13 protein-coding genes are annotated in these 14190 nt (G+C 68.4%); 5 read left to right on the plus strand and 8 right to left on the minus strand.

Going from position 1 to position 14190, the window contains the following annotated elements; genetic code table 11:
- Positions 1–126: 126 nt before the first annotated feature.
- The 4 genes from FM051_RS46375 to FM051_RS52675 all read right to left on the minus strand — a co-directional run bounded on the left by FM051_RS46375 (position 127) and on the right by FM051_RS52675 (position 4984).
- Complete coding sequence (locus tag FM051_RS46375) at positions 127–294, minus strand: hypothetical protein (protein ID WP_158853708.1); 168 nt, start codon at positions 292–294, stop codon at positions 127–129.
- Positions 295–346: 52 nt separating this feature from the next.
- Positions 347–3325, minus strand: a complete 2979-nt coding sequence (locus FM051_RS46380) for an ATP-binding protein (protein ID WP_238413171.1) — start codon at positions 3323–3325, stop codon at positions 347–349.
- Positions 3326–3784: 459 nt separating this feature from the next.
- The gene (locus FM051_RS46385) at positions 3785–4180 is read right to left on the minus strand and encodes a DUF5313 family protein (RefSeq protein ID WP_238413161.1); all 396 of its coding nucleotides are present in this window, start codon (positions 4178–4180) and stop codon (positions 3785–3787) included.
- Positions 4181–4465: 285 nt separating this feature from the next.
- Complete coding sequence (locus tag FM051_RS52675) at positions 4466–4984, minus strand: LysR family transcriptional regulator substrate-binding protein (protein ID WP_238413162.1); 519 nt, start codon at positions 4982–4984, stop codon at positions 4466–4468.
- Between FM051_RS52675 and FM051_RS52680 the strand changes: the two genes are divergently transcribed.
- Positions 4961–5617, plus strand: coding sequence for a DMT family transporter (locus tag FM051_RS52680; RefSeq protein ID WP_238413163.1), 657 nt, complete (start codon positions 4961–4963; stop codon positions 5615–5617). The genes FM051_RS52675 and FM051_RS52680 overlap by 24 nt on opposite strands.
- Positions 5614–6477, plus strand: coding sequence for an alpha/beta hydrolase (locus FM051_RS46400; protein WP_158853713.1), 864 nt, complete (start codon positions 5614–5616; stop codon positions 6475–6477). Before FM051_RS52680 ends, FM051_RS46400 begins: the two co-directional genes overlap by 4 nt.
- Before the next feature lie 68 nt (positions 6478–6545).
- Here FM051_RS46400 and FM051_RS46405 read toward each other — a convergent pair whose 3' ends face one another.
- Positions 6546–7466: an SDR family NAD(P)-dependent oxidoreductase gene (locus FM051_RS46405; protein WP_158853715.1), complete on the minus strand. Its 921-nt coding sequence runs from the start codon at positions 7464–7466 to the stop codon at positions 6546–6548.
- Between the two features lie 120 nt (positions 7467–7586).
- Here FM051_RS46405 and FM051_RS46410 point away from each other — a divergent pair, with 120 nt between their 5' ends.
- Positions 7587–8123: a TetR/AcrR family transcriptional regulator gene (locus tag FM051_RS46410; protein WP_158853717.1), complete on the plus strand. Its 537-nt coding sequence runs from the start codon at positions 7587–7589 to the stop codon at positions 8121–8123.
- 21 nt (positions 8124–8144) lie between these two features.
- Here the strand turns inward: FM051_RS46410 and FM051_RS46415 are convergent, their stop codons facing one another.
- The gene (locus tag FM051_RS46415) at positions 8145–9656 is read right to left on the minus strand and encodes a flavin-containing monooxygenase (RefSeq protein ID WP_158853719.1); all 1512 of its coding nucleotides are present in this window, start codon (positions 9654–9656) and stop codon (positions 8145–8147) included.
- 168 nt (positions 9657–9824) lie between these two features.
- Between FM051_RS46415 and FM051_RS46420 the strand changes: the two genes are divergently transcribed.
- Positions 9825–10697 carry an SDR family NAD(P)-dependent oxidoreductase gene (locus tag FM051_RS46420; protein ID WP_158853721.1) on the plus strand — a complete coding sequence of 291 codons (873 nt, stop codon included), beginning with the start codon at positions 9825–9827 and terminating at the stop codon, positions 10695–10697.
- On the opposite strand, the gene FM051_RS46425 is transcribed toward FM051_RS46420, so the two are convergent.
- On the minus strand, positions 10667–11524 hold the full coding sequence (locus FM051_RS46425) for a transglutaminase-like domain-containing protein (protein WP_158853722.1): 858 nt from the start codon (positions 11522–11524) through the stop codon (positions 10667–10669). The genes FM051_RS46420 and FM051_RS46425 overlap by 31 nt on opposite strands.
- Positions 11525–11582: 58 nt before the next feature.
- Positions 11583–12284, minus strand: coding sequence for a class I SAM-dependent methyltransferase (locus FM051_RS46430; protein WP_238413164.1), 702 nt, complete (start codon positions 12282–12284; stop codon positions 11583–11585).
- Positions 12285–12548: 264 nt separating this feature from the next.
- Between FM051_RS46430 and FM051_RS46435 the strand changes: the two genes are divergently transcribed.
- Positions 12549–14180, plus strand: a complete 1632-nt coding sequence (locus FM051_RS46435; RefSeq protein ID WP_238413165.1) for a peroxidase family protein — start codon at positions 12549–12551, stop codon at positions 14178–14180.
- Positions 14181–14190: the final 10 nt, after the last annotated feature.

The following is a 14190-nucleotide window of genomic DNA, read 5'->3' on the forward strand; positions in this document are numbered from 1 at the left end:
GGACACCGCCGCTGCGTCCGCGACTACGAACGCCTACGACACCACCACGAGGCCATGGTCCGCTGGGCCATGATCCGCATCACCAGCCGTCGACTCACCCAACCCCAATAGCTCGGAAACGGGCACTTAGGCGTCCGTCGCCGCCTTCGACCGGCACGCCGCGGACGTCATGGCCCACCAGCCGTTGAACTTCGCGCAGACCAAGGTGGACCGGGCGTCGTGCATCCTGCTCTCGGCGCGACCGTTCGCGGAGTTCCGGTCGGGCGGCTCACCGAGTTGCTGGACGTGTGACACCGACCGCCCGATTGCCGTACTTCACTCCTCCGACCAACGCTTCTTGATTTTGTCATTCGAGGGAATCGCCACCGCCGGTCGAAGTCGGTGTTTCAATAGCAGGCAGTTCACCCAGCAGTCGGGCGGAACGTGCGAGCAGTCTCTTCGCCTCCTCCGTGTCACTGTCGACCAGGAGCTTGGCGAGACAAAAGGAAAAGTACGCCTCATCCCGGGCGCGATCATGGGATCGGGCAAGGTCGACCGCAACTCGCAAGTGGCGAACCGCTTGGCCACGCCGGCCATGCTCCACCATGTCCCGAGTCTGCTTCAGGAATACTTCGAATTGCCCTTCATAACTATTCACGTCGACATACATGCCAAATGCCATGTCGTACTGAGCATCAGCGTACTCGTATTGACGAGCGACATAACCGATTTCGCCGAGCACTACCAGTGCCGCAGCGATCGCGTGCCGATCTGTTCCGTTATTCAGACACCGAAGCGCATGACATACAAAGTCTACCGCCACGTGGGCGTGCCTGACATCGTGCGCGACGACATTTTCGGCAAGCCTGACCAATGCCTGCGCCGCTCCATGCAGATCTTCGCCTTCAATGCAGTACTCAAGGTCCAACACGTGACAACTGAAGGCATTTATGAAATCACCCTGGCCGCACAAGAGAATTCCCAGGTCGTTCAACGCGTAACCCTCGCGAAGACGCTCCCCCCGACTGCGGTAGGCGAGCGCCGCCTCGATGAGCATATTCTTGGATTTCTCCACCACGCCAAGCCGACCCCAGGCGATCCCAATGGTGTTCAGCGTGTGCGCTACGCCGAATTCGTCGCCCCGCTGCCGACAGCCTGCCAGATCGCGGTGCAAGTACTCCAGCGCCTCCTCGTACCTGCCCGCGTCCATCAACGTTGCGCCAATATTGTGCTCGATGATGCCCAACCGGTCCGGCGCGTCCAGTTCTTTATAGAAATCTTCGATAACTCGATCCAACGCCAACGCTTCGTCGAACCGGTTCATCGAGCGCATAACCTGGGCCCGGACCTGATTGATCATGTGCGAGAGGACAGGTTGGCCGCCACACCAGTCGTCAGCTTGGTCACAGTATGCAAGCGCGCGGTCATAGTCGCGCAGTCCATGGGCACTCTTCGCCAAAAGGGTGCACATCGACACATACACGAATGTTCGACCACTCTCGACTGCCGAGCCTTTATCTTCTACTCTGTGCACAATTTCAAGGCCCAGTTCAGCGAGCTCACGAAGTGGAGTCCAGGCCGCACGCAACTCCAAGTAGCCACTCAATTGGACGATAGGGTTTATCGCCTCGTTGTAGAAGCCTTCGACGGCCGCTTGCCGGGCGACGGCCATGACGTTGTCAAAATTGAGATCGAGCCAGCGAAGGGCATCCCTTGGAGATACGGATTTCTTTCCCCCCACTCCCGCACCGCGGGCGGTTCCGCCAAGCAGGGCCATTGTGCTTTTCATGGACGTCCGGAGAAGGTACGTGCGTGCACTTCTCAGCACATCAAGCCTTGAAGCGTCCGTTTCATCTTCTTCGACCCTCTCCTCACCAAACAGGCGAAGCAGGTCGTGGAGCCGGTATCGTCCCTCTTGTGGCGCGAGTTCCAAGAGGTTCCGGTCGACGAGCTCGTCCAACATGGACTCGGCGCGGGACTGTTTTTTGATGCCGAGTGCGGACATTACCAAGTCGATGCCGAACGTGGCGCCAGGCACGAGGCACAATCTCCGGAAGGTGACTTGCTGTTCATGCGCAAGGAGGTCGTACGAGAGTTGAAAGCTCGCCCGGACAGCCAGATCACCGCTCTTCAGCCGATCGAGCCGCGACCGTTCGTCCCGAAGCCGTTCCACGAGGTACGCCAAGCGCCAGGTCGGCGATCGCTCGGCGAGGCGCGCCGCGATGCGTAGCGCGAGCGGCAGGTGGCCACAGAGGCCGGCGATCTCGCCGAGCGCATCGTGCTCGGCCTCAGCCCGGTCAACGCCTACACCGTGTGCGAGCAGGGCGGCAGCCTCTGATTTTGACAAGACATCAAGGTGAATCCGCCGATGGCAGTCCAAGCCGCCAAGGTGATCCCTGCTGGTGACCACGACGAGCGAGCGCGAGGTGCCGGGGATCAAGGGCCGGACCTGCTGCTCGTCGGCCGCGTTGTCAAGCACGAGGATGAAGCGTTTGTCCGCTGCGAGCGTTCGGTAAGCAGCGGTCATCTCGTCCACGTGCGAACTTGAGGCCGCCAGTGAGACGCCCAGCGATCCGAGCACACGTTCAAGGAGCGCATCGACGGCGACAGCGTCGTCGTGCGTGCCACGTAGATCCACGTACAGTTGGCCATCCGGATAGCCTGCGGCATGATCGTGCGCGAACCGCACCGCCAGGGTCGTCTTGCCGACACCCGGCTGTCCGGTTATGACGACCAGGCCGCCGCCACTGATGTGCTGGGCAATGGTCGACAAGCCGATGAGTTCGTCCTCACGGCCGACGAAGTTCACGGCGTCCGCCGGCAGTTGCGCGGGAGCAGGCGCTTTCGATGGACCGCCTAGCCTGGCCCCCATCTGCTCGGACATCCACGCATGGATGTCAGGATTGCTCTCGAGCCAGGCCCACAGATCATCGGAGTCGAGTACGCGAACATCCCGCCACAGGCCTTCCGCCCGCCGCGCCGCGGCCCATTCGCGTTTGTTAGGCCAGTGGCGCATGGTCGCGAAGACAAAGGTGGTATGGGCGGGGACGACCTCACCAGGTCTGGCAGTACGCTTGGTGTAATCCTGCTGAGCTTTCAAGCGCACCCTTCGGACGTTGCCCATCTCCCAGCACAGTGCGCCGTGCGGTAGGTGGGCATTGCCGTCGACGTGCTCTACGTAACCGTCCCACCCACCACGCCACACACCATCACCAGCAGGCATCGATAGACCTCTGATGCCGGGACTTGCCGCGAGCAGCCTCCTGACGACATGCGGCAGCAACCCACGCGACGAGCCAGTGCCTGCGAACTTGTCGAGGTCCTCGGCGGTGACCAAGCCCTGCATCGTCGTCACAACACTCTCCAACCCGGCTGCGCTATCTCACTAACGAAGGCCACCGCGCTTCGTGACCTCGATGGCACGGCAGGATGCCAGTCCACACCCGACAGTTCTGCCCTTGCCGAGGTCGAAAAGGTCGCAATGTCGATATTTCACCCGAACGACGTAGTTGAACACGGCCGGCAGAGTCGCATGTCATGCCCGGTAGTAGAAGCACCGACGATCGCGTCGTGCCGCACACCGACGCATTGGCGAATGCCACACCGAAGTAAGGCGTCCAGTCGTCGTGCCGGGAGTGTGGGAACCGCAGCAGCCCCAGATCCCTGCGCGGTCGAACAAAGCGGCTTGCGCCGGTTCACCGTCCCGGTCCACCCGCCCCAGGCGGTTCGGACGTCTTGCTTCCTACCGGCGCGGCCGTTCGTGGAGTTCGCGGTCGGGCGGCTCACCGCCGGAGGCTGACTGCGGTCAGGAGTCGCTGCGGTAGAGGCGGTCGTAGGCGGCCTTCGAGCGGGCGTCCTGCCCGGCGTTCGAGGCGCGCCGCGTCTCCGCGCCGAGACCTCGCGGGTAGCCCTGCTTGACCAGGCGTTCCTCGGTGGTCTGCCACATGTAGGACATGGAGTAGAAGTAGCCGACGAGCAGGCCGAGCACGATCGACAGGACCCTGATCAGCAGTGGGCCGGGCAGCAGGAGCAGCAGCAGTACCGGCGACATCTGGATGAACCCGCGCACGAAGTGCCGCACCGCCCACGTGCGGCAGGTGACGTCGTGCAGCACCCAGGCGTTGCAGCGCTGCGGCAGCCGCCCGCCGACCGCGTACCACAGCCACTGGGCCGGATTGGGTCTGGTTCCCCGCAATGTCACCGGGCCACCGCTCCTTGCTGTTCGTGCGGGCGGGCGTGGTCGTCGCGTCGGCAGTCTCGGCGTCGGCAGTCTCGGCGTCGGTCGTCCTTGTCGTGGCCACTGTATGCGCCGGGCAGGGGTGCGGAGGCATCACGTCTCCAGGTGCCGGCCGAGCACGTCGGCCGCGCGCACCGCCTCCAGCGACAGCACCTTGTATGCCGTCCACCACCGCGCGTGCGTCTCGTCATGGGACGTGAATCGCCCGCTGGCAACCGACGAAACCGGGGCAGATCGAACCCGGGCAGCTCACACTCGCGGCAGGGAGTCGACCAGGGCGGTGACCGCCGGGTGCCACTCGCGTCCCGGCGGGCCGCTCATCACCAGCCTCCGCACCACCTTCGGCCGCAACGGCACCAACACCAACCCCGGCACCAGCATCGACGCCACCAGGCCCGGCACGATCGAGATGCCGACACCGGCCCGCACCATCGCCAACAACGTGCCCAGCTCACGCACCCGGTGCAGCGGGTCGAACGGCAGCCCCGCGTGCACCTGCCGCACGTGCCGCTCGCACCCGCCGCACGACAGCAGGAACGGGTCGTCCGCCAGGTCCGCCACCTGCACCTCACCCACCCCGACCAACGGGTGGTCGGTGCGCAGCAGGGCGTGGAACGCGTCCTCACCCACCAGCACACCGTGGCCGGGCTGCGGGTCGACCACGACGGCCGCCTCGACCGTGCCGTTGGCCAGCCACTCGGCGACCTCGTCGTCCTCGCCCTCGAACACCCGCACCTCAACGCGGTGCCGTTCACGCTGCTCGCGCACGGTGAGACGCGGATCAGCTCGGTGCTGGCCGGGGTCTTCAACGCCACCACGCCGTTGACCACGCTGGTGTTCGTGCTGCTGATCGTGCCGCAGGAGAGGATCACGCGGGCCCGGCTCTCGGGGCTGCTGGTCGGCTTCACGGGTGTGCTGGTCGTGCTCGGCGCGTGGCGCGGGTTGGCGGGCAGCCTCCTCGAAGGCAGCCTCGCCTGCCTGGCCGCGACCGCCTGCTACGGCGCGGGTTTCGCCTACACCCGCCGGTTCTTCTCCGGCGGCGACCACAGCGCGAGCGCGTTGTCCGCCGCGCAGATCACCTGCGCGACCGTGCAGTTGGCCGTGGTCGCCTGGCCGCTCGGCGGTCTGCCGTCGTGGCCGGGCACGTCGGCGGCGGTGGCGTTGGTGGTGCTCGGCGCGGCGGGCACGGGGCTGGCGTACGTGCTGAACCTGGACGTGATCCGGGCGGCCGGGCCGACGGTCGCGTCCACCGTCACCTACGTCACGCCGTTGTGGTCGACGGCGGTCGGCGCGTTGCTGCTGGGTGAGCCGGTCGGGTGGAACACGCTGGTCGGCGGCGCGGTGGTGATCGGCGGTGTGCTGCTGGCCCGGTCCCGGACGAATGTGAAGATCTCTGCATGAACGCGATCTTCGTCTTCGTCCACGGTGCCAACAGCAACTCGTTCCACTGGTCGCCCATGCTCCGCGAAATGACCTTGCTCGGCCACCGCGCGCTCGCCGTCGACCTGCCCGGACACGGCTTCGGCGCGACGTTCTCCGCGTCCTACCAAGCGCCGCAGGACGCCGCCGCGCTGGCCGCCGCACCCGCCGGGATCGCCGGCGTCCCCTACACGGACAACGTCGCGCACGTGATCGAGGTGGTGCGGCGGGCCGGCGAGCTCGGCCCGGTGATCCTGGTCGGGCACAGCCGTGGCGGGACGACCGTGACCGGGGTCGCGAACGCCGCGCCCGAACTGCTGCACCGGGTCGTGTACATGTCCGGGTGGTGCTGCGTCGACCTGACGCTCGGCGGGTACATGGAGGAGCCGGAGTACGCGTCGAGCGCGCTCAACGACCTCGGCGCGAACCTGATCGCCGCCAACCCGGCGGAGCTGGGCGCGTTGAGGATGAACTGGCGCACCGCCGACCCCGCCGTGCTGGCGACGCTCAAGACCGCGATCCTGGCGGAGGGCACGGACGCGGAGTTCCTCGCCGCGCTGAACACCTTGGAGCCGGACGACAGCCTGGACGCGGGTGACGAGCGCGTCGACGCCGCCACGTGGAGCCGCCTGCCGCACACGTACGTCCGCCTGACCGCCGACCGTTCCATCCCGATCGAGCTCCAGGACCGGTTCATCCGCGAAGCCGACGCGCTGACCCCGGACAACCCGTTCGACGTGCGCACCCTGGACACCAGCCACATGGGCTTCCTCCTCCACCCGGAGAAGGCCGCCGCCCTGCTCGCCGAGCTGGCGCAACCCGTCGACGGCACGCCGAGGTGATCGGTTCCCACGTGAACGGCGCCGCGACGAGCGACGACGATGTCCGAGGTCGGCGGCTGACGCGCCGGTCAGCGGGCCAGCGCCTCTTCCGAGACCTGCCACAGCCGGGTCGCCGCCTCCGGGTCGAGCGCGTAGGCCGCGACACCGCTGACCACGCCGCCGTCGTTCGGCAGGGCCTCGTTGCAATCCTCGAAGTACCGCCCGCCGACGCCCTCCAGCAGCGGTGACGTCGCCACCAGCACCGACGTGGCCGCGCCCTGCTCCGGCGTCTTCAGCTTGAAGCCGTCGGCGGCGGCTTGGTCGAACATGGCGCCCATGGCCTCCGGGTCGATGTGGCGCTGGAGGTTGGTCATGATGCCGCCCGGCATCAGGGCGTTCACGGTGATGCCGTCGGCCGCCCAGCGCTTGGTCGCCTCGACCGCCAGCAGCACGTTCGCCGTCTTGGACTGCCCGTACGCCGCCCACGGGTCGTAAGGCCGGTTGACGAAGTGGATGTCGTCGAAGACGACCGGCGACATGAGGTGCGCGCTGGAGCTCACGGACACGACCCGCGCGCCCTCGACGGCCAGGAACCGGTGCAGGCCCGTGGTCAGCCCGAAGTGGCCCAGGTGGTTGGTCGCGAACTGCAGTTCCCAGCCCTCGGGTGTGCGGGTCTCCGGCGTGGCCATCACGCCCGCGTTGTTGACCAGGATGTGCAGCGGACCGTCCCAGCCGGCCACGAACGCCGCCACGGACGCCCGGTCGGCCAGGTCGAGCGGCGCGACCCGCACGTTCCCACCGATCTCGTCGGCCACCTGCTGCCCGGCCGCGGTGTTGCGGACCGCCAGCGTGACCTCCGCGCCCGCCGACGCCAACGCCCGCGCCGTCTCGATGCCGATGCCCGACGCGCCACCGGTGACCACCGCGCGGCGGCCGGTCAGGTCGATGCCCGCCACGACCTGGGCGGCGGTGGACTCCGCGTCGAACGGAGTGGTGATGTGCTCGGTCATGATGTTCCCGTCTGGTGTCGTACACTGAACCGGAGGCTTCCTCCGCTACGTCCGACACTAACCGGAGGAAACCTCCGGTTACACTGAGAGCTGCGTCACACACGAGACCGGGAGGCATCCGTGACCCGCCCGCTGCGCGCGGACGCCCAGCGCAACCGCGACCGGTTGATCGAGGCGGCGCTGACCGCGTTCACCCAGGACGGCGCGGGCGTCGCGCTGGAGTCCATCGCCAAACGCGCCGGCGTCGGGATCGGCACGCTCTACCGCCACTTCCCCACCCGCGAGGCGCTGGTGGAGGCGGTCTACCGGAACGAGTTGACCAAGCTCTGCGACGCCGCGTCCGAGCTGTTGCGCACCCTGCCGCCACACGAGGCGACCAGGGCGTGGATGGACCGGTTCGTTCAGTACATGGCCACGAAACGCGGCTTGAGCGATGCGCTGAACGCGTTGATCGCCGGCGGCTGCGACCCGTACGCGGAGAGCCTGGAACGGCTGACGCAGACCGTGACCATGCTGCTGAAAGCCATCGACCGCACGGACGTGACCCCGCTCGACGTGCTCACCACCCTCGGCGGCATCGCGATCGCGACGGGCGAGGTCGGCCCGTCGGACGGGATGCTCGACCTCGTGATGAACGGCCTGCGCTACCGGGCCTGACCCACTACCGCGCCTGACCCACTACCCGACCTGACCGACCTGACCGGCCGGCGCGGACCGGCGGACGGCGGCGCGCGACGTGCCGACGAGGTGACGGCTCAGGTTGCCGCGCAACGTGGACACCGCGTCGAGCACGTAGTTCTGCCGCACCCGCCACGGACCGCGGTCACCCTGGCGCGGGAACGTGTCGATGGCCCGCTGGATGTAACCGGAGGCCAGGTCCAGCAGCGGACGGCGGGTGAGCTCGCGGTCCGGCGTGGCGACGACCGACGCGTACCCGTGCCGGTCCATGTGGTTGACCACCCGGCACACCAGGCGCGAGGTCAGGTCGGCGCGCAGCGTCCAGGAGGCGTTGGTGTAGCCGACGCACACCGCGAAGTTCGGCAGCCCGGTGATCATCGCGCCGCGCCAGATGAACTGGTCGGACAGCTCGACCCGCCGCCCGTCCACGCTGGGCCTGATCCCGCCGAGCACCAGCAGTTGCAGCCCGGTGGCGGTGACCACGACGTCCGCCTCCAGCACCCGCCCGGACTCGAGCCGCACGCCGTCGGGGGTGAACGTGTCGATGTGGTCGGTGACGACCGACGCGCGACCCGCGTTGACCGCCTTGAACAGGTCGGCGTCCGGGATCGCGCACAGCCGCTGGTCCCACGGGTCGTAGGTGGGCGTGAAGTGCTCGCGCACCGCGTTCTCGTCGTTCAGAGCTTTGGCGGACAGGCCGGTCAGCACCTTGCGCGCGACCTTCGGCCAGCGGCGGCAGAACTGGTAGAACGCCACCCCGAACAGGATGTTCTTGGTGCGGATCAGCCGGTGCGCGGCGTTCGCGGGCAGCAGTTCGCGGACCTTGTCGGCGAGCTTGTCACGGCCGGGCACCACGCCGATCCACGTCGGCGAGCGCTGGAGCATGGTGACGTGCGCGGCGGTCTCGGCCATCGACGGCACCAACGTCACCGCCGTCGCACCGCTGCCGATCACCACCACGCGTTTGCCCGCGTAGTCCAGGTCCTCGGGCCAGAACTGCGGCCGGACCACTTCGCCGCGGAACGACTCGATGCCCGGGAACACCGGGTCGTGGCCCTGCTCGTAGTTGTAGTAACCCGTGCAGGAGTAGAAGAAATCGCAGGTCAGCGTGCTCTCGGTGACCACGCCGGCCTCGTCGCGGCGGCTGACCGTCAACGTCCAGCGCGCCGTCTCGGTGGAGAAGTCGGCGGCCACCACCTTGGTGCGGTAGCGGATCAGCCGGTCGATGCCGAACTCCTCGGCGGTGTTCCGGACGTAGCGCAGGATCGACGTTCCGTCGGCGATCGACTGCGCCTCCCGCCACGGCCGGAACGGGTAGCCGAGGGTGAACATGTCCGAATCGGACCGGATGCCCGGATAGCGGAAGAGGTCCCACGTCCCGCCCATGACGTCGCGGGCTTCGAGGATCGCGACGGACTTGCCGGGGCACTCGGTGCGCAGCCGGTAGGCCGCGCCGACACCGGACAGTCCGGCGCCCACGATCACGACGTCGAGGTGCTCGGGAGTGGTCATGCCCATCAGTGTGCCTGGAGCCGTCGGCGCTGCGGAACGCGGCAATCAGGCCGGTCGGAACGTTCGCGGTGCGTGACGTCGTGTCGAGGTCGGATTCCTGTGCGCGGAGTCGGGCCCCGCCGTCGGAGTGCGGTCAAACTGGTGTCACCGACGTCCCGAGGAGGCCGCATGTCCCAGCTCTCGCGCTACCGGTTCGCAGGCGGGACGGCGGTGGTCACCGGTGCGGCCAGTGGCATGGGCGAGCACATGGCGCACGGGCTGGCCCGGCGCGGTAGCGATCTCGTGTTGATCGACCGGGACGCCGACCGGTTGGCGGCGGTGGCCGGGAAGATCCGCGGGGTGCGGGTCGAGACGTTCGTGGCGGACCTGGCCGACATCGCCGGTCTGGACGAGCTCGCGGCACGTGTGCTGGCCGCGAACCCCCGCGTCACCCTGCTGGTGAACAACGCGGGCGTGGCGTTGAGCGGCACGTTCGACCAGGTGAGCGCGGACGAGTTCGACTGGGTGATGGACATCAACTTCCGCGCCCCGGTCGCGTTGACCCGCCTGCTGCTGCCGACGCTGCTGAAATCACCCGGCAGCCACGTGGTGAACGTGTCGAGCCTGTTCGGCCTCATCGGCCCGCCCGGCCAGACCGCGTACTCGTCCAGCAAGTTCGCCCTGCGCGGGTTCAGCGAGTCGCTGCGCCACGAGCTGGCCGACCGGGGCGTCGGCGTGACCAGCGTCCACCCGGGCGGTATCCGGACCAGGATCGCGGAGACCGCGCGGGTGGCGTCCGGGGCGAGCGAAGCCGAGGCGGCGCAGGGCAAGGAGAGCTTCGCCAAGCTCCTCACCTATCCCGCGGACAAGGCGGCCGAGCGGATCCTGACCGGCGTCGAGAAGCGCAAGGGCCGCGTGCTGATCGCGTGGACCGCCGTCGTGCCGGACATCCTGGCCCGCCTGTTCCCCACCTCGTACCTGGCCGTGATGAACCGCCTCAGCCCTTCGACCGCCCGGAAGGCCTCAGCGCCTCAGCGCAACACGACCTCCACCGGGAGCTGAGTGGCCTGGTTCAGCGACGTGATCACCGGCGTCACCCGGTAGGCGTCGGTGTCGAAGGCCGTGCGCAAGTCGTCGTCGGTGGGGTTCTGCAGCAGGTCGGCGAGTGAGTCGGTGGCCGCGACGTCCTCTTCGGACACTTCCGGCTCGTCGCGCAACCCGCCCCACAGGTCCCACAGGATCATCTCGTGCTTGTTCAGGGAGGCCAGGTCCTGCACGAGGTCGTGCCGCACCTGGGGCAGGCCGCGCGTGCCGGGAATGCTCAGGTGCGGTGACACCACGAACCGCTCCGCCTCGATGGCACCCGACCGGCAGGCCCGCCACGCGTCCGCGCCGACCAGGAACCGGTCGCGGGGCACGTCCAACAGGTCGACGTCGCTCGCCGGGAACTGCGGGTCGACCAGCCGCCACCGGTCGCCGTCCCACACCTCGGCCACCACGTGGTCCACGTACCAGCCGGGGGCCGGGTACCCGGCGAACCCGACCCGCGACCGCGCCGGTATCCCGTGGTGCCGTGCCATGGCGACGAACAGCAGCGTGAAATCGCGGCAGCAGCCGACGATCCGCTCGGTCGGCGCGCGCTCCTGGTCCAGCGGCGCGGGGTTCAGCTCGTGCAGCCGGGCGAACATGTCCGACGCGTACCGGAGATCGACCTCCGCCAGCCGTTCGGCCGGGAACCCGTGGTCGGTGATGTCCCCGTTGCCCCAGAAGTGGAACACCAGCCCGGACGCCGCCTGCCGCAGCTTCGCGAGGTCCGGGCCGACGCCGTCCAGCCATCCCGCCAGCGGACCGGGATCGGTGAACCGGCTGTGCGTGGTGTAGTCGATCATCGAGCTCCCCCTGAGTCGTGGTGTGGCGTCAGGTCTACCGCCTGCCCCAGGGGCACGGTCAAGCTGTGACGGTGAACAGGACGTAGCCGTAGCTCAACTCCCGCCGGCCCGGGTTGGCGCGCACCCACCCGTCCACGACATCGCCCGGGAACTCGATGCGCAGCACGGCTTCCAGCTCGGCCGCGTCACGGCAGCGCCACGCGGACATCACCTCGGTGCGCTCGGCTTCCCGCTCCCGCCACCACGCGTCGGTCGTGTCGGCGGCGCCCTGCGCGGACGCCCACGGCGAGGCGGCGAGCAGGTCGGCGAACTCGCCGTGCCGCAGGTCGTTGTCGATCACGACCAGCCTGCCGCCGGGCTTGAGCACCCGCCGCACCTCGGCGAGGCCGGGTTCGCAGTCCGGTGGGAAGAAGTAGGCGAACCGGGCGTGCACCACGTCCACGCTCGCGTCGGCCAACGGGATGTGCTCGGCCGAACCGGGCCGCACCGCACCGGGCCGCACCACGCCACGTTCCCTCGCCCTGGCCAGCAGGTCCGGGTCCGGCTCGACCCCGATGACCTCCCCCGCGTCGGCCGCGTAGCGGGGCAACCAGAACCCCGTGCCGCAGCCCAGGTCGAGGATCGTGCGGCCGGCCCAGTCGGCCCGTGCCCGCAGTTCCCGCCACAGCGGGCCGTCGGGGTCGATCGCCTCGTTCTCCCGCTCGTAGACCTCGGGGTTGTCGGCGATGTTGGGGGCGCGGTGGAAATCCGGGAACGTCACGCCGCACAACGTATGCATTCCGCCGATCGAGCGACGAAGGAATATTTTTCGCTCACGCACCGCCACCACCTCACAGTTTCCCATCCGGATGGACTAAAGCATCCGGACCAGCGGAATAGTCCGTGTATCTGATGGACAACACCTGGTACCTGTGTAGTACAGGGCGACACACAGGGGGTGCGCTCGTCCTGCCCGGGGGGTTCCCGGGGAACGAAAGACCCGGGGGGGTCAATGAGAAAGCACGGTACGAACAGCTTTTTCGTCGTGGGCGAAGGAGTGCTCGAGTTCGACCGGAACGGGGTGGCGACGAGACGTCAGCCGCTCACGGTGGAGGAACTGCGCCGGTTCCGCTTCTCCCGGCTGGGGCCCGAGGGAACGCAACTGGACGAGGAGACCAGGGTCGCCCTGGCCACCGCGATGACGGCGGACGTCCCGCAGCTGGACTCCGCGAACCCGTCGATCCCGGCGGGATTCACCTACCTCGGTCAGTTCGTGGACCACGACCTGACCATGGACCGCACCGAGTCGCAGCTGGGCGACGACGTGAACCTCGGCGACCTGATGCAGGGCCGCTCGCCCGCCCTGGACCTGGACTCGGTGTACGGGCGCGGTCCCGCCGACCGCAACGACCGGGTGTTCTACGCGCCCGACAGCGTGAAGCTCAAGGTCGGCACGACCTCGCCCGTGCAGTTCCCGGACGAACGGGTCAACGTCGCGCTGGAGGGGTTCGACCTGCCGCGGTTCGGCGCCGCGGGCACGACCGGGGCGGACCGGCGCAGGCCGCTCATCCCGGACACCCGCAACGACGAGAACCTGGTGGTCGCCCAGACGCACCTGGCGTTCATCAGGTTCCACAACCGGGTCGTGGACGAGCTGGCGTTGCGCGGGCTCACCGGGCGGCGGCTGTTCACCGCGGCACGCGAGCAGGTGGTGCGCCACTACCAGTGGATGCTGCGCACCGACTTCCTGCCGCGGATCGTCGACCCGACGATCGTGGACGACGTGTTCACCAACGGCCGCCGGTTCTTCGAGGCGCCGGGCCGCGGGCAGTCGCCGTACGGGTTGCAGCCGACCATGCCGCTGGAGTTCTCGGTGGCGGCGTACCGGTTGGGCCACAGCATGATCCGGGGCGCGTACCAGTGGAACCGGGTGTTCAACACGGGCGGGCCGGGCGGTGCCGCCTCGCTGTTCCTGTTGTTCGTCTTCACCGGCACCTCCGGCAACTTCGACCCCGGGTCGCAGCTGCCGGACCTGGACAACCCCAACTCGGGCACGGTCGACACGCTGCCCACCAACTGGATCGCCGACTTCCGCAGGCTGTTCGACTTCACCGAAGCCGACCGGCCGGACCTCGTGCCGCCGACCGCCGACGGCGGCAACGTGACCAAGCGGATCGACAGCCTGTTGGTGAACCCGCTGACCCAGCTGCCGGCGGGCACGTTCGACGGCCGCGGCACCACGTTCCCGGAGATCCAGCGCAACCTGGCGTTCCGCAACCTGACCCGGGCGAACATGGTCCGGCTGGCCGGCGGGCAGCAGATGGCGGAGTTCCTGGGCGTGGAGCCGTTGACGAGCGAGCAGATCCTGGTCGGCGACCAGGGCGCGACCCTGGACTCGCTGACCGATGCGCAGAAGGCCGCGGTGACCGCCGCGACCCCGTTGTGGCTCTACGTCCTGCGGGAGGCCGAGTTCAACAACGGCCTGCTCGGACCGGTGGGCGGCCGGATCGTGGCCGAGGTGTTCCACCGCGCCATCGAGGGCAGCCGCACGTCGATCGTCCGCGAGCCGTCGTGGCGGCCGGCGTTCGGGCCGGACGCGCAGACGTTCCGGATGACGGACCTGCTGCTGTTCGCGTTCGAGGGCAAGGCGGACCTGCTGAACCCGTTGGGCGACTGACGTGTCGGCC

This window comes from Saccharothrix deserti (assembly GCF_009769385.1).
GTDB lineage: Bacteria > Actinomycetota > Actinomycetes > Mycobacteriales > Pseudonocardiaceae > Actinosynnema > Actinosynnema deserti.